Origin of the sequence: Janthinobacterium darwini, assembly GCF_051380905.1 — a bacterium.
Classification (GTDB): Bacteria; Pseudomonadota; Gammaproteobacteria; order Burkholderiales; family Burkholderiaceae_D; genus Janthinobacterium.
In genome coordinates this window covers 2,263,987-2,279,702 of sequence record NZ_JBNYXX010000001.1, presented here as the reverse complement: position 1 = coordinate 2,279,702, position 15,716 = coordinate 2,263,987, and the positions used below count along the sequence as shown (strand labels likewise).

The following is a 15,716-nucleotide window of genomic DNA, read 5'->3' as shown; positions in this document are numbered from 1 at the left end:
ATATAACAGGCAGGTCGGCATCCGTCCATGTGCTGGCGCTGGGGGATATCTGGTGCTGCCGGGCTTCCTGATTGCGGTAGGGCCCGCACGGGCCATGCGGCGCTGGGCGGCGCCGGCACGACCCTGCGCAGCCTGAGGCTGAACGTTCGTTCGCGTACAGACGCGTCACATTCCTGCCGCCAGACTGGCACTTCGGGCCTGCATGCGCCCACCCAGCCAGTAAACAGCCAGGAGGAAGCGCGAGATGACAGAGTGTAATCACATCAATGCCGGCCGGCGCGGCTTGCTGATCGCCGGCGCGCTGTCGGCCACGGCCGTGGCTGTGCCCGGCGTGGCCGGGGCCGCTGAAGCTGCCCATGCTGCGGCCCAAGCCGGCCAGGCGCCGCCCGTCCTGATGAAGGTCAATCTGGATATCAACGGCCAGCGCCATAGCCTGGAACTCGACACGCGCACCACCTTGCTCGACGCCTTGCGCGAACACCTGTATCTGACGGGAACCAAAAAGGGCTGCGACCACGGCCAGTGCGGCGCCTGCACCGTCATGCTGGACGGCCAGCGCATCAACGCCTGCCTGAGCCTGGCCGTGATGCACGAGGGCGCCCGCATCACCACCATCGAGGGACTGGGCACGCCCGACAAGCTGCACCCGATGCAGGCCGCCTTCATTGCGCATGATGGCTATCAATGTGGCTATTGCACACCGGGGCAAATCTGCTCTGCCGTCGCCGCACTGGGAGAAATCCGCCAGGGCATCCCCAGCCACGTCAGCGTGGACTTGAACGCTGCCCCGCAGGCGACGCCGGAAGAGTTGCGCGAACGCATGAGCGGCAATCTCTGCCGCTGCGGCGCCTATTCCAACATCATCGAGGCGATTTCCGAGGTGGCGGGGAGGCCGGCATGAGAGTGTTCAGCTACCAGAAGGCTGCCACGCCGGCCGAAGCGGCGGCCGCCGCCTTGCACACGCCGGGTGCCCGCTTTATAGCCGGCGGCACGAATCTGCTCGATTTGATGAAGCTGGAGATCGAAACGCCTACGCATTTGATCGATGTCAATGGCCTCGCGCTCGATCGCATTGAAACGACTGCGGACGGCGGCTTGCGCATCGGCGCCCTGGTACGCAACACGGCGCTGGCCGCCCACGCCACGGTGCGGCGCGATTACGGCGTATTGTCGCGCGCCTTGCTGGCCGGTGCTTCGGCACAATTGCGCAACAAGGCGACGACGGCGGGCAACCTGCTGCAGCGCACGCGCTGCCCGTATTTTTATGACACCAACCAGGCCTGCAACAAGCGCGTGCCGGGCAGCGGCTGCTCGGCCATCGGGGGGGTCAGCCGGCCGCTGGCCATCCTGGGCGGCAGCGATACCTGCATCGCCACGCATCCCAGCGACATGGCCGTGGCCATGCGCGTACTCGACGCCGGCATCGATACCGTGCGGGCCGACGGTGCCGTGCGCACCATCCCGATTGCCGATTTTTACCGCTTGCCGGGCACCACGCCGCAGCTGGAAACGCTGCTGCAGCCGGGCGAACTGATCACCAGCGTGACCTTGCCCCCGCCCGTCGGCGGCACGCACGTCTATCGCAAGGTGCGCGACCGCGCTTCTTACGCGTTCGCGCTGGTGTCCGTGGCGGCGATTATCTTGCCCGATGGCACGGGCAGGCTGGCTCTGGGCGGCGTCGCGCCGCAGCCGTGGCGGGTTGCCGGCGCGGAGCAGGCGATGCCCGCTGGCGCCGCCGCCGTGAACGAACGCCTGCTGGCCGGCGCCAAACCGACTGCCGACAATGCCTACAAGCTCATCCTGGCGCAGCGTACCGTGGCAGCCGTGTTGAGGGAAACACCAGTAATGAAAGGCTAAGTCCATGAAATTCACGACACCCGCCACTACCAACCCCATCGACCAGCTGAAAGTCGTGGGCCGCCCCACGGACCGCATCGACGGCCCCCTGAAAACCACGGGCACGGCGCCGTACGCGTATGAACAGCACGCCGCGGCGCCGCATGCCGCCTACGGCCATGTCGTCGGCGCGGCCATCGCCAAGGGGCGCATCGCCTCCATCAACACCAGCGCCGCGCGGCGCGCACCGGGGGTGCTGGCCGTGGTGACGGCGGAATCCGCAGGAAAACTGGGCAAAGGCAAGATGAACACGGCGCATCTGCTGGGCGGCCCGGAGATTGAGCATTATCACCAGGCCATCGCGCTGGTGGTGGCGGAAACCTTCGAACAAGCACGGTCGGCCGCGCAGTTACTCGACGTAAAGTATATCGAGCAGCCGGGCGCGTTCGACTTGGCCAAGGCGAAGAACACGGCGGCCAAGCCGAAGGACGGCAAGCCCGACAGCAAGGCTGGCAATTTCGCCGGCGCCTTTGCCCATGCCCCCGTACGCCTGGACGCCAGCTACACGACGCCTGACCAGTCACATGCCATGATGGAGCCGCACGCCTCGATTGCCGCCTGGGAGGGGGGCAAGCTGACGCTCTGGACGGCGAACCAGATGGTGGACTGGAGCAGGGGCGACCTGGCCCGCACCCTTGGCATTGCAAAAGACCAGGTGCGCATCGTCTCGCCCTATATCGGCGGCGGTTTCGGCGGCAAGCTGTTCTTGCGCGCCGAAGCGCTGCTGGCGGCCCTGGGCGCGCGCGCGGCACAGCGTCCCGTAAAGGTGGCCCTGACGCGGCCCTTGATGTTCAACAACACCACGCACCGGCCCGCCACCATCCAGCGCCTGCGCATCGGCGCCACGCGCGACGGCAAGATCACGGCCATCGGCCACGAATCGTGGTCGGGCGATCTCAAAGGCGGGCAGCCGGAAACGGCCGTGATGCAGACGCGGCTGCTGTACGCGGGACCAAACCGCATGACGGCCATGCGCCTGGCCGTACTCGACTTGCCGGAAGGTAACTCCATGCGCGCGCCGGGCGAGGCGCCGGGCTTGATGGCGCTGGAAATCGCCATGGACGAGATGGCGGAAAAGCTGAACATGGACCCCATCGTCTTGCGCATCCTGAACGACACGAAAGTGGACCCGGAAAAACCGGGCCGCCCGTTTTCCCAGCGCCGCCTGATCGATTGCCTGCGCACGGGCGCCGTGGAATTTGGCTGGAAGGAGCGGCAAGCACAGCCCGGCAAGCGGCGCGACGGCCGCTGGCTGGTGGGCATGGGCGTGGCGGCCGCCTTCCGCAATAATCTCGTCATGCGGTCCGCCGCCCGGGTGCGCCTGGACGGCAAGGGCATGATCACGGTGGAAACGGACATGACGGACATCGGCACGGGCAGCTACACGATCATTGCCCAGACAACGGCGGAAATGCTGGGCGTGACCCTGAACCGCGTCGTCGTGCGCCTGGGCGACTCGGATTTTCCCGTCTCGGCCGGTTCGGGCGGGCAATGGGGCGGCAATAGTTCCACGGCGGGCGTGTATGCGGCTTGCGTGCGCTTGCGCCAGGCCATCGCAGGCAAGCTGGGCTTTGACGAAAATCAAGCGCGCTTTTCCGATGGGCAAGTAAGTCAGGGCGAGCGCAGCGTGCCGCTCGCTGCCGCTGCCTTCCATGGCGATGTGGTGGCGGAAGACCACATGGAATACGGCGACCTCGACAAAAAATTCCAGCAATCCACGTTTGGCGCCCATTTCGTGGAAGTGGGCGTGGACAGCGACACGGGCGAAGTGCGCGTGCGCCGCATGCTGGCCGTCTGCGCGGCCGGCCGCATCCTGAATCCGAAAGCGGCGCGCAGCCAGGTGATCGGCGCCATGACCATGGGCGTGGGTGCGGCCCTGATGGAAGAACTGGTGGTCGACCGGCGCCGCGGCTTTTTCGTCAACCACGACTTGGCCGGCTACGAAGTGCCCGTGCACGCCGATATCCCGCACCAGGACGTCATTTTCCTGGACGAAACAGACCCCATATCCTCGCCCATGAAAGCCAAGGGCGTGGGCGAGCTGGGCATCTGCGGCGTGGCGGCGGCCATCGCGAATGCCGTGCATAACGCCACGGGGGTGAGGGTGCGCCACTATCCGCTGACCCTGGACAAGCTGCTGCGTGGGCTACCCGAGGTCACCTAGCACCGTTACGCCGCCATGCGCGTGACAAAGCGTGTATTTTTGGTAATTTTCAAGTGCTATGCTCGGAACGCATGCTGCGGGGCAAGTTCCCGGTCCGCAAGGTCATGCCGCCAGGAGAATGCATGAATAGCTCATCAATGCCGCCACGTATCCTCATCGTCGATGACGAGCTGGCGCATGTGTACGCGCTGTGCGATACCTTGCGGGGGCAGGCGTATGACACGACGGGGCTGGCTTCGGGCGAGGCGGCGCTGTCCCTGCTAGCCGTCGAATCGTTCGATCTGCTGCTGGTCGACCTGATGATGCCGGGCATGAACGGCATCGCCGTGGTGGAAGCGGCGCGCCTGATCGACCCGGACCTGGCTTGCGTCATTATGACGGGCGAAGGCACGATTGCCTCGGCCGTGCAGGCCATGAAGGCGGGCGCGCTCGATTATGTGGTCAAGCCGTTCAAGGTATCGGGCATCCTGCTGATACTGGCGCGGGCGCTGGAAACGCGCCAGCTGCGCATCGCCAATGCGCGCCTGGAATTGCTGCTGCGCCAGCACACGGCCGAACTCAACGCCATGAACAAGGATTTGCAGCTGGCCCGCGAAGTGGCCGAGCGGGCGAACCAGGAAAAGACCAATTTCCTGTCCAGCATGAGCCACGAGCTGCGCACGCCGCTCAACGCCATCCTGGGCTTTTCGCAGATGCTGATGTCCGATTCCATCCCCTCGACGGCGCAGGAAAAGAAAACCTTTGCCTCGCACATTTTCGGCGCGGGCCGGCATTTGCTGACCCTGATCAACGATATCCTCGATATCGGCAGGATCGAGTCGGGCAATATGTCGCTGGCGATGGAAGCCGTGGAACTGGCCGGCATCTACCATGAATGCTGGCAAATGATGGAACCGCTGGCGCACAAGCGCGGCATCACCTTGACGTTCGTCGATGCGGGCGGCATGCATGTGCTGGCCGACCGCACGCGCCTCAAGCAGGTGCTGCTCAACCTGCTGTCGAACGCCGTCAAGTACAACCGTGAACAGGGCGAGATCCACGTTGATTGCCAGCCCGTCGATGCGCGGCAACTGCGCCTTTCCGTGCGCGACACGGGCGGTGGCATGAGTAGCGCGCAGCTGGAGGCGCTGTTCCAGCCCTACAACCGCCTGGGACGCGATGCGCGCGACGAAGAGGGCACGGGCCTGGGGCTGGTGGTCAGCAAGCGCCTGGCCGAAGCCATGCAGGCCAGGCTGGGCGTGGACAGCACGCCCGGACGCGGCACCACCTTCTGGCTCGATATCGCCAGTTGCCCGGCGCGCCAGCCGCTGCAGGAAAGCCCACGCCTGTCCGCCATTGCCCGACCCGCAGAAACGATACGGCTGCCGGACCGCAAGACGCTGCTGTATGTGGAAGACAATCCCCTGAATCTGGCCCTGGTGGCGGGCCTGATCCATTTTCGCCCCGATCTTGACCTGCTGTCGGCCGGCGACGGCCAGACGGGCCTGGAGCTGGCGCGCCGCCACCTGCCGCAACTGATACTGATGGACAGCGACCTGCCCGACATCAGCGGCACGCAAGTCATGCAGCTGCTGCGCGCCGATGCCCGCACCGCGCATATCCCCGTCATCGCCCTGACGGCCATGGCCGGGCCGGGCGATGTACGCCAGGGGCTGGCGGCGGGCTTCTACCGCTATCTCACCAAGCCGATCGACGTGGTGGCGTTTTCCGAGGCCATCAACAGTGCGCTGGAATCGGCCACGGCGCAGCGCAGCGCATGACTGGCGAGGCCCCGGTGCGGCGGGCGATCTGGCTGGCGGCCGCAGTCCTGCTGGCGCTGGCCGCTGCAGCCGTCTGGCTGCTCAATGCCCGTCCTGGCCCGCCGCCCGGCCCCGTGGAAGTGTTGCGCGTGGCCGTGAATGCGGAATACGTGGGCAGCTGCCCCGTGCTGGCCGCGCGCGCACAGGGCTATTTTGCGCGTGAAGGCATCGACGCGCTGCTGCAACCGTATTCCTCGGGCAAGGCGTCGATGGAAGCCGTGTTGGGGGGCAGGGCCGACCTGGGCACCGTTTCCGACATCCCCGTGGTGCTGGCCAGCCTGAAGAACCAGTCCGTCGTCATCATCGCCAGCATTTTCGAGGCCGAGCGCGACCACGGCATCGTGGGGCGCCTGGACCGCGGCGTGTCCACGCCCGCCAGCCTGAAAGGCAAGCGCATCGGGGTCACCCTGGGCACCTCCGGCCATTTCACGCTGGACGCCTTTTTGAACCGCCAGAAACTGTTGCCCGCTGAAGTCACCTTGCGCAACTACACGCCGGACCAGCTGGCCGGTGCGCTGGCCCGGGGCGATGTCGACGCGGCGGCCGGCTGGGAACCGTTCCTGACGGGCATGACGCATGCTATCGCGGGCAACGCGGCCATCTTCTATGGCGAGGACGTGTATGCGGGCCTGTTCAACGTGGCCGGCACGGGCGATTATGTGCGCAGTCACCCGGCGACGATGCGCAAGGTGCTGCGCGCGCTGCTTGCCGGGGCGCGCTTTTGCCGCGACGAACCCGACGCCGCGCGCGCCCTGTTTACCACGGCGTCGGCCAGCGAGGCGGCGCGCCTGCAAGCGGCCTGGCACGGTTATCAGTTCGGCATCGTGCTCGACCAGGGCTTGCTGCTGGCGCTGGAAGACGAGGCGCGCTGGGCCATCAAGAACCGGCTGGCCGAACGCGGCGAGATGCCGAACTTCCTCGATGCCGTCTACCTGGACGGCCTGGAAGCCGTGGCACCATCGGCCGTGACGGTCATTCATTGAGAAAGCCACCGTGAAAATCGTAACGCGCTTCAAGCTGGCAGAACTGTTTTGCGTGGTGCTCGTGGCCATCATCGTCGCCATGCTGTTCTCCACCACCATGGCGATGCAGCGCGAACTGGCGAAGAACAAGGCTGCGGGCGATATCCTGCAAGCCGTCACGTCGCTGCGCTACCTGTCGATCGAATATGCGCTGCACCATGGCGCGCGCACGCGCGCCCAGTGGCAGCTGCGCAGCGAATCGCTGTCCACGGGCTTGCTGGCTACGCCCGCCTTCAGCACCGGCGAGGAGCGCGCGCTGCTGCGCGAATTGCAGACCGACCTGGCCGGCGTGGGCGCTCTGTTCGAGCTGTTTGTGGCGAATCACCGCGAGCTGGGGCAGGACCCGCTGCGGCGCGAGGTGCTGGGCGAACTGGAGTCGCGCCTGTCCGGCCAGATCATGGGCAAGGTGCAGGGCATGATCTCGGATGCGATGCGGCTGTCCGAATTGAGCCGGCAAGGCGTGCTCGATGCGCAGCAGCGGGCCAATGTCGCCGTGATGTTGTTTGGCGGCGTGATCATCGCCCTGGTGGCCGGCCTGATTTACTTCACCATGACCAGCGTCACGGGACCGCTGGAAAAGCTGCGCCAGGGGACCTTGATCGTCGGCGCAGGCAAGCTCGATTTTGCGCTGGGCGTGCACACCAAAAATGAAATCGGCGACCTGGCGCGCGCCTTCGACGGCATGACGGAAAAGCTGCGCCGCACCACCGTCTCGCGCGACGAGCTGGCGCACACGAATGCCGCCCTGGAAACGCAGATCGCCGAGCGCCAGCTGGCCGAGCGCAAGGTGCATGAGCAGCTCGAGCGCCTGAACCTGCTGCAGCAGATCACGCGCTCTATCGGCGAGCGGCAGGACTTGCGCAGCATCTTCCAGGTGGTGGTGCGCAGCCTGGAAGACCAGCTGCCCATCGATTTCAGCTGCATCTGCCTGTACGAGCCGTCCCAGCACGCGCTACAGGTAACGTGCGTGGGCGTGCGCAGCGAAGCGCTGGCGCACGCCTTCATGATGGGCGAACAGGCGCACATTCCCATCGACGAGAATGGCCTGTCGAGCTGCGTGCGCGGCAAGCTCGTGTATGAAGCCGATATCGCCGAGGTAGCGTTTCCGTTTCCACAGCGGCTGGCGCAAGGGGGCTTGCGCGCCCTCGTCATGGCGCCGCTGCTGGCCGAAAACACGGTTTTCGGTATCCTGATCGTGGCGCGCCGCACTGCGCACAGCTTCACCAGCGGTGAATGCGAGTTCCTCAGCCAGCTGAGCGAGCACGTGGCGCTGGCCGCCAACCAGGCTCAGCTCTACGGCGCACTGCAGCGCGCGTATGATGATTTGCGCCAGACGCAGCAATCGGTGATGCAGCAGGAACGCCTGCGCGCGCTGGGGCAGATGGCCAGCGGCATCGCGCACGACATCAATAACGCCATTTCCCCCGTTGCCCTGTACACGGAATCGCTGCTGGAGACGGAAACCAGCCTCAGTCCACAGGGCCGGCATTGCCTGGAAGTGATCGAGCGCGCCATCGACGACGTGGCCGCCACGGTGGCGCGCATGCGCGAATTCTACCGCCAGCGCGAACCGCAACTGGCGCTGTCGCCCATCAATGCCAACCTGGTGGTGCAGCAGGTGCTCGACCTGACGCGCGCGCGCTGGAGCGACATGCCGCAGCAGCGCGGCATCGTCATCGCCCTGCGCACGGAGCTGGCGGACGAGCTGCCCATGCTGCCCGGCAGCGTGGGCGAACTGCGCGAAGCGCTGACCAACCTGGTCTTCAACGCCGTCGACGCCATGCCAGACGGCGGCACCCTGACTGTGCGCACCAGCTGCATCGGCGTGCCCGGCCAGGCGGCGCGCCAGGTGCAGATCGAGGTGGGCGATACAGGCATCGGCATGGACGAGAATACGCGCCGCCGCTGCCTGGAACCGTTTTTCACCACCAAGGGCGAGCGGGGAACGGGCCTGGGCCTGGCCATGGTGTACGGCATGATGGAGCGCCATGGCGCCAGCATCGACATCCTCACGGCGCCGGGGCAGGGCACGGCGGTGCGCCTGGCTTTTCCCGCCTGCGCGGCAGGCGAGGGGGAGGAAGCGCCCGACACGTTCCACGCCGTGCCGCCGCGCCTGCGCATCCTCGTGGTGGACGATGATCCGATGGTGCTCAAGTCCCTGCGCGACATCCTGGAAATCGATGGCCACGAAGTGGTGTCCGCCGATGGGGGGCAGGCCGGCATCGACTGCTTCCTGGCCGCGCGCGACCGGCACGAACACTTTGCGGTGGTCATCACGGACCTGGGCATGCCCCACGTGGACGGGCGCAAGGTGGCCAGCGCGGTGCGCCAGTGCTCGCCGGACACGCCCATCATCATGCTCACGGGCTGGGGCCAGCGCCTGGCTGCCGACAGCGATTTCCCCGAACACGTCAACTGCGTGCTGGGCAAGCCGCCCCGGCTGAAGGAGTTGCGGCGCGCGCTGAACGCGGTCATGTCGATGGGGTAATGCCATGCAGGGAGGAGCAAGGCCGTCGGCGCCTTGCCGCGTTGCCGGCCGGGGAGGGGCGTACTATGCTCCCGTGCAAGTCGTTTCGGTCATATTCAAATGTGCGGGATTGATGCGGGCATTCAGGCGGAATTCCCGGCCCCGTCCAACTGGCGCATCTTGCGTGCTATAGATGCCGGCGCTGCCATCATGCGCGGCACCGGGACCCGTGATGATGCCCTGGTTAAGATTAGCGTGTGTGCCGATGCCCAAGATACGGGTAGTGGGCGAGGCCAGATATCTGCAAGGTATCGCCGGCGCCGTCGGCGATCTGTCCCAGGGCCTGCGAGCCCGTTGCACACTTCCACTTGCCGTCCGATGTACCGCTGCTGATGGCCGCGATGCGCGATGGCGCGGTGGCATCGCCACCGCTATCGCTCTCTAGCAATGTAAAAAACCGGAGCCGTCGCGCCTGGCCTGCTCCGGTGCCGGGGTTCAGAACCGGTACGTCAAGGTTCCCCGCACGCTGCGCGGCGCGCCATACGTGCCTTGCGCATAGGTATTGATGTTGATGTATTTTTTATCCAGCACGTTTTCCACGTTCAGCTGGGCCGTCAACTGGCGCGACAGCTGGTACGTGGCCATCAGGCTCACCGTGCTGTAGGCCTCCTGCGTCACGCGCTCCTTGCCGTTCGGCCCTTCGTCGTCAAAGTAGAACTTGCTTTGCCAGTTGACGCCGCCGCCCACGGTGAGGCCGGGCTTGACTTTCCAGGTGGTAAACAATCGCGCCGTCGAGCGGGGCGACAGGGTGTTGATGTCCTGCTGCTCGCGGTCCCTGGCCCGGAAGTGGCTGGCGCTGGCCGTCACATTCCAGCCCGGCGCCACGCGGCCCGACAATTCCCCCTCGATGCCGCAGCTGGTGGCACCCCGCGCCGCATAATACGCTTGCGTGGTGGTGCCGGGGACGCGGTGCGCGCCGTCCGGCTGGGCCAGCTTGTCCTGCTTGATTTCAAAGATGCCGATGGAACCGTTGGCCCTGCCCTCCGCCAGTTCTCCCTTCAAGCCCACTTCCATGCTTTGCCCTGTCAGCGGGTCCAGCCAGGCACCCGTGCGGTCCTGGTTTTCCTGAGGGCGGAAGATGTCCGTGTAGCTGGCATACAGCGAATACGTGTCGTTGAGGTCCACCACCACGCCCGCGTAGGGAACAAACTTGTTCTTGGCGAAGGCAAAGCGGGCGCTGCCGTCAAAGCCGATGCGCTCCTTGTCCCAGCGGCTCAAGCGTCCACCGAGGATCAGCTTGGTGTTCTCGGCCAGATTCAGGCGCGCGGCGCCATATGCGCCATATTGCTTGGTGGTATATTTTTCCGACAGCACGGGTTCGCCCCAGGCCGGCTGCGGGTAGCTGCCATCCCAGGCGAGGAAATTGCCGATCGGTTCAGGGTCGAGCGCTTCCTTGACGCTGAACTCGGCGTGCTGCAGCGTGTAATTGGCGCCGACGATGACTTCATGCTGGCGTCCGCCCAGGGTAAGCGGGCCGGACAGCTTCACGTCGGCGCTGCTCTGGTCGCGCGCGCCGATGTAGCGGTTCGGGTAGCCGAGCATGCCCAGGCCCGTGATGCGGTCCGGCCGCTCGGCCAGGAACACCAGCGGCGTGTCTTCCGTGTGCTTGCTGTACATGGCTTGCGCCTGCGCCTTCCAGCCCTGGCCCAGCGCGTGTTCCAGGGTGGCGTGCACATTCGTCTGTTCCGTGGCCCAGGCGGCCCAGCGGGGCGCCGTCGTGACGGAACGGTCGAAATCGGTGCGCGAGCCGTCGCTGTACCACAGGGGGAAGCCGCCCCAGTTGCTGCCTTTCGGATCGTTCTTCTGGTAGCTGGCGCCCACCATGGCCACGCTGCCGGGAGCCAGGTCCGCCTCGACGGTCGCGTAGGCGAGCTGGCGCTGGTTCGAATAGCCATCGGTAAACGATTTGCGGTCCTGCCAAGCGCCCGCCACCCGGCCGCGCACGGAGCCGTCCCCGTTCAGCGGCGTGGCCAGGTCGAGCGTGCCCCGGTAATCGCTCCACGAGCCGGCCGCCAGCGACCATTGCCCTTCGAATTGCCTGGCGCTGGCGCGCTTGCGCACCAGGTTGATCGAGGCCGACGGGTAGCCGGCGCCCGTCAGCAAGCCCGTGGCGCCCCGCGTCACTTCCACGCGGTCGTAGATCAGCGAGTCCATTTCCGACTCGCCGCCAGAATACTGCACCTTGTAAGTGGTGGGCACGCCGTCGTACTGGAAATTGTCGACGTCGAAGCCGCGCGCGGAAAAGGTGCTGCGTTCCGTGTCGAACTGGTTGACGGCGATGCCGGGCGTGTTGCGCAGCACGTCGCGCACTGTCAGCAAGTCCTGGTCGTCCATGCGCTGGCGCGTGATGACGCTGACCGATTGCGGTGTCTCGCGCAAGGACAGCACCAGTCCCGTGGCGCTGGCCGTGGCCGGCGTCGTGTACGAACCCGTGCCTTCCGTGCTGGTGCTGCGTTCGGCCGTGGCGCGCACGGCGATGCCGGGCAGGGTGGCCGCGTCGGCTATCGAGGGCAGCCTGCGCACGGCGTAGTGGCCGCCGCCCTGGTCGACGGCAATGAGGCCGCTGCCATCGAGCAGGCGGGCGAAACCGTCAGCCACCTGGTAGTTGCCGTTCAAACCGCGGCTGTGCAAGCCCGCATACAGGCTGGCGGCGCCGGAAATGCTGACGCCGGCGTCGGCCGCAAACGCGGACAGGGCCGTGCCGAGGGGGCCGGGCGCCACCTGGTAGAGGCGCGCGGGCGCCTGCTGCGGTTGCTGCTGGGCGAATGCGGGCGCGACCAAGGCCAGGCTGCCCAGCAGGGCCAGGGTCATGGTAGTGTGGCGGGGGTGCTTCATCAGGTGTTTCCCTTCGTTCATGTGTTGGTCCTGTGTGGATTGACGGGGTACATGCGCGAAAGGGACATACTTTTCCAAAAACTTTATGCGGACTCGACAGAAATCCACCAACGGCTGTGGCGCCGTACGCGGATGGGCAGCGACGCCTGCAACAGGGCCAGCAGGGCGTCCGTGTCGCGCAACTGGTACACGCCCGACACGCGCAACCGCGCCACGACCGGATCGCAGCGCACCACGCCGGGGCGGTAGCGGGCCAGCTGCGTCAGCACGTCGGCCAGCGGCGTGTCGTCCGCGTACAGCAGGCCATTGAGCCAGGCGGCCGCATGCGGTGCCAGCGGCCGTGGCGCGCTGGCGGCCATTCCATCGAAACTGGCTTGCCAGCCCGCCTGCACGATGACGGGCCTTCCATCGGCAGGCCGCACTTCGACGGCGCCCTGTGACACGGCCACGTGGGTATGCGCGCCCAGCAGGCGGTCCTCATGGCGCACCGTGAAGCGCGTGCCGATGGCGCGGATGCTGCCATTGCTGGTGCGCACGAGGAAGGGCCGCCGCAGGGGATCGGGGCTGGTCGCCACGTGGATTTCGCCGGCACGCAGGTGGACCAGGCGCAGGGACGCGCCGAAGACGATGTCGGCGGTACTGGCCGTATTCAGGCTCAGCGCGCTGCCATCGGCCAGGGGGACATGGCGGATTTCTCCCGTGGCCGTGTGCAGGTCGGCCGTCCATGCCTGCCATGGCGCCACGCGCAGCAAGGCCCAGCCGGCTGGCCCGGCGACGATCAGCACGGCCAGGGTTCTCAGGATGGCGCGGCGCTGGGCGCGGGCCGGGCGGTCCAGCACTTGCCTGGACAACGGCATGGCCAGCGGCGGGGGCAGCATGCCAAAGGTGCGGCACACTTGCTCGGCCCGCTGCCACGCCGTTTCATGGTCGGCGTGAGCGGCGCGCCAGCGGGCCAGCCCCTGTTGCGCGGCAGCGTCCAGTTCGCCGCCTTGCAGGCGCATCATCCAGTGCGCCGCTTCGCGCGCGGCGCGCGCATCGATGGCTGCGCTCATGTCAGGCCAGCAGCAGGATGCATCGTTCGAACGCCTGCACCATGTAGCGCTTGACGGTGCGCTCGCTGACGCTCAGGCGCGCGGCGATGTCCGCATACGCCATGCCTTCCAGCTGCGACAGCAGGAAGGCCGTGCGCACTTTCGCACCCAGGCCGTCGAGCATGGCGTCGATCTGGTGCAGGGTTTCCAGGATCAGCAAGCGGTCTTCCGCCGACGGCGTGACGGGGGCGGGCAGCTGCGCCAGGGTGGCCAGCCATGCCTGCTCCAGCGACTGGCGACGGTAATGGTCGATCAGCAGGCGGCGCGCCACGGTAGTCAGGTAGGCGCGCGGCTCGCGCAGGGTGACGGCGCGTTCGCCGGGCGTGGCCAGCAGCTTGACGAAGGTATCCTGCGCCAGGTCGGCCGCGTGATCCGTGCAAGACAATTTTCCGCGCAGCCAGCGCAGCAGCCAGGGGTGGTGCTGGACATACAGATGAGCTAAAGAATCGGCGGCAGGCGATACGGCATACGTCACGGCACACTCCAGGTTGGCGCGGAAGTCCCGTGCCGCTGGCGCATGCAGGCCCTTCTTAAATGCGAATGGTTCTCATTTTACATTGGCGCGCCTGAATGTCAATGCGGCAAGCTCCGTTGGCAGGGCAATCACGGTCTTTCCGCTATACTGGCCCCCCGATATTGCCGCCATTCTTAGAAAATCACCATGGACCTGAGTACCCACGCCGCCGTCGTCAATTGCGAAGCCTATCGCGATGGCAAGAAAATCGCCCATTTCGACATCGACAAGGTGGGCGACTTCCTCGGCGACTCCGATTGTTTCGTCTGGATCGGCATGGCCAGCCCCGACGTCACGGCCATGCAGGCGTTGCAATCGGCCTTCGGCTTGCATGAACTGGCGGTCGAGGATGCGCAGGGCGCGCACGAGCGGCCCAAGCTGGAAGAATACGGCGACACCCTGTTCATGGTGATGCACACGGCCACCCTCGACGGCGACGCCATCGTTTACGGCGAAACCCACGTCTTTCTCGGCCCCCGCTTCATCATCACGGTGCGCCACGGCGCCTCGGCCGGCTATGCGAAGTTGCGTGAGCGCAAGGAAAGCGTGCCCGAGAAACTGGCGAGCGGCCCCGGCTACGTGCTGTATTCCATCATCGACTTCATCGTCGACCAGTACCAGCCCTGCATCGACCATTTGCAGTCCCGCTTCCAGCACTATGAGCTGCAACTGTTCAAGCCCAGTCTCTCCGAAGACAAGCTGCAGGATTTCTACCAGCTCAAGACGGAGCTGCTGAAGCTGGACGCGGCCGTCAATCCCCTGCATGACATTTGCACTCAGCTGATCCGTTTCCATGGCGATATCGTGCCCAAGGAAAACCGCATCTATTACCGCGACATTCTCGATCACGTCAAACGGGTCACGCACACGGCGGGACAGATGCGCGAACTGGTCAATTCGGCCATGCAGGTGGCGCTGGGGCAAATTTCGATCCGCCAGAACGAGGTGGTCAAACGCCTGGCCGCCTGGGCCGCCATCCTGGCCGTACCCACCATGGTCTTCAGCCTGTACGGCATGAACTTCGAATTCATGCCGGAGCTGAAGTGGCGCGGCAGCTATCCGGCCGTGATCGTTGTCATTATCGCCGGCTGTTACTGGCTGCACCGTCGCCTGAAGCGCGAGGGCTGGCTGTAGGCAGCAGGCCGATTCTTAGGCCACCGCGCCGCTTCCTGGATCGACGCAGCCGCTTCTGCTCATGTGCTACCCCAGGTGTGGGGGGGGGGGGAACATCGGCGCCGTGCATGAAGAACGGCTAAGCGCCGCATGAAGACAGGCTGAAGGGCGGTGCGCGCTACAGCATGCGCTGGAAGACGCCGTCCTTGTCCAGCAGCAGATGTTTGACGCCCGCCAGTACATGCAGCACGATCAGACCGGCCAGGGTCCAAGCGCCCAGTTCATGCAGGCCGAACCACTGTTCGGCCAGCGCATGGTTGGGCGCAAACCAGCGCGGCAGCGCCAAACCGAAGAAGGCTACGCTACTCTTGCTCAGCAGCGCCCCCGCCAGGCCAGCGGCAGGCACCAGCAGCATGCCCGCATACAGCAGGCCGTGGCCCAGGCGCGACAGGCGCGCCTGCAACGGCGCCACCGACGGCGGCAGGCTTGCCGGCCTGTGGCCCAGGCGCCAGGCGGCGCGCGCGGCGAGCAGCAGCAATAGCAGCAGGCCCAGCGATTTATGCAGATTGAAGTACACCTCGCTGCCGGGATCGTCTTCGACCTCCATCATATACCAGCCCAAGGCCAGCATAACGGGGATCAGTACCGCCATCAGCCAGTGCAGCAGGCGTGCCGGAGCTGCATAGCGCCAGTCTTGCGTCGTCCATTTCTCGGTGTTCATGGTGTTTCCTTTTCGGTGAGTCGCATGGATGAAT

General features: G+C 66.0%; 11 protein-coding genes. 7 read left to right on the top strand and 4 right to left on the bottom strand.

Features of this window, described 5'->3' with window-relative positions:
* The first annotated feature begins 244 nt into the window (after positions 1 to 244).
* From paoA to ACQ4WZ_RS10440, 6 genes are all read left to right on the top strand, one after another.
* Positions 245 to 901, top strand: coding sequence for an aldehyde dehydrogenase iron-sulfur subunit PaoA (paoA, locus tag ACQ4WZ_RS10465; RefSeq protein WP_436573349.1), 657 nt, complete (start codon positions 245 to 247; stop codon positions 899 to 901).
* Entirely contained in the window at positions 898 to 1,857 is a 960-nt protein-coding gene (locus ACQ4WZ_RS10460) for an FAD binding domain-containing protein (protein ID WP_436573348.1), read from the top strand. Before paoA ends, ACQ4WZ_RS10460 begins: the two co-directional genes overlap by 4 nt.
* A gap of 4 nt (positions 1,858 to 1,861) precedes the next feature.
* On the top strand, positions 1,862 to 4,060 hold the full coding sequence (gene paoC, locus ACQ4WZ_RS10455) for an aldehyde oxidoreductase molybdenum-binding subunit PaoC (RefSeq protein ID WP_436573347.1): 2,199 nt from the start codon (positions 1,862 to 1,864) through the stop codon (positions 4,058 to 4,060).
* A gap of 122 nt (positions 4,061 to 4,182) precedes the next feature.
* Complete coding sequence (locus ACQ4WZ_RS10450) at positions 4,183 to 5,820, top strand: response regulator (protein ID WP_436573346.1); 1,638 nt, start codon at positions 4,183 to 4,185, stop codon at positions 5,818 to 5,820.
* Positions 5,817 to 6,842 (top strand): ABC transporter substrate-binding protein, encoded by a 1,026-nt coding sequence (locus tag ACQ4WZ_RS10445; RefSeq protein WP_436573345.1) that lies wholly within the window; start codon positions 5,817 to 5,819, stop codon positions 6,840 to 6,842. The genes ACQ4WZ_RS10450 and ACQ4WZ_RS10445 overlap by 4 nt, the downstream gene beginning before the upstream one ends.
* A gap of 10 nt (positions 6,843 to 6,852) precedes the next feature.
* Positions 6,853 to 9,369 carry an ATP-binding protein gene (locus tag ACQ4WZ_RS10440; protein ID WP_436573344.1) on the top strand — a complete coding sequence of 839 codons (2,517 nt, stop codon included), beginning with the start codon at positions 6,853 to 6,855 and terminating at the stop codon, positions 9,367 to 9,369.
* Between the two features lie 474 nt (positions 9,370 to 9,843).
* On the opposite strand, the gene ACQ4WZ_RS10435 is transcribed toward ACQ4WZ_RS10440, so the two are convergent.
* From ACQ4WZ_RS10435 to ACQ4WZ_RS10425, 3 genes are all read right to left on the bottom strand, one after another.
* Positions 9,844 to 12,264, bottom strand: coding sequence for a TonB-dependent siderophore receptor (locus ACQ4WZ_RS10435; RefSeq protein ID WP_436573343.1), 2,421 nt, complete (start codon positions 12,262 to 12,264; stop codon positions 9,844 to 9,846).
* Between the two features lie 62 nt (positions 12,265 to 12,326).
* Positions 12,327 to 13,295 (bottom strand): FecR domain-containing protein, encoded by a 969-nt coding sequence (locus ACQ4WZ_RS10430; protein WP_436573342.1) that lies wholly within the window; start codon positions 13,293 to 13,295, stop codon positions 12,327 to 12,329.
* Between the two features lies 1 nt (position 13,296).
* Entirely contained in the window at positions 13,297 to 13,809 is a 513-nt protein-coding gene (locus ACQ4WZ_RS10425; protein ID WP_133991876.1) for a sigma-70 family RNA polymerase sigma factor, read from the bottom strand.
* A gap of 186 nt (positions 13,810 to 13,995) precedes the next feature.
* Here ACQ4WZ_RS10425 and ACQ4WZ_RS10420 point away from each other — a divergent pair, with 186 nt between their 5' ends.
* Positions 13,996 to 14,982 (top strand): magnesium and cobalt transport protein CorA, encoded by a 987-nt coding sequence (locus ACQ4WZ_RS10420; protein ID WP_133991873.1) that lies wholly within the window; start codon positions 13,996 to 13,998, stop codon positions 14,980 to 14,982.
* A gap of 157 nt (positions 14,983 to 15,139) precedes the next feature.
* Here the strand turns inward: ACQ4WZ_RS10420 and ACQ4WZ_RS10415 are convergent, their stop codons facing one another.
* Entirely contained in the window at positions 15,140 to 15,682 is a 543-nt protein-coding gene (locus tag ACQ4WZ_RS10415; protein ID WP_436573341.1) for a cytochrome b, read from the bottom strand.
* Between the last annotated feature and the right edge of the window lie 34 nt (positions 15,683 to 15,716).

Coding starts and splice junctions, on each gene's coding strand:
- ACQ4WZ_RS10415 (WP_436573341.1), bottom strand. CDS start 15,682: ATGAACACCGAGAAATGGACGACGCAAGACTGGCGCTATGCAGCTCCG.
- paoA (WP_436573349.1), top strand. CDS start 245: ATGACAGAGTGTAATCACATCAATGCCGGCCGGCGCGGCTTGCTGATC.
- paoC (WP_436573347.1), top strand. CDS start 1,862: ATGAAATTCACGACACCCGCCACTACCAACCCCATCGACCAGCTGAAA.
- ACQ4WZ_RS10460 (WP_436573348.1), top strand. CDS start 898: ATGAGAGTGTTCAGCTACCAGAAGGCTGCCACGCCGGCCGAAGCGGCG.
- ACQ4WZ_RS10430 (WP_436573342.1), bottom strand. CDS start 13,295: ATGAGCGCAGCCATCGATGCGCGCGCCGCGCGCGAAGCGGCGCACTGG.
- ACQ4WZ_RS10450 (WP_436573346.1), top strand. CDS start 4,183: ATGAATAGCTCATCAATGCCGCCACGTATCCTCATCGTCGATGACGAG.
- ACQ4WZ_RS10420 (WP_133991873.1), top strand. CDS start 13,996: ATGGACCTGAGTACCCACGCCGCCGTCGTCAATTGCGAAGCCTATCGC.
- ACQ4WZ_RS10435 (WP_436573343.1), bottom strand. CDS start 12,264: ATGAACGAAGGGAAACACCTGATGAAGCACCCCCGCCACACTACCATG.
- ACQ4WZ_RS10445 (WP_436573345.1), top strand. CDS start 5,817: ATGACTGGCGAGGCCCCGGTGCGGCGGGCGATCTGGCTGGCGGCCGCA.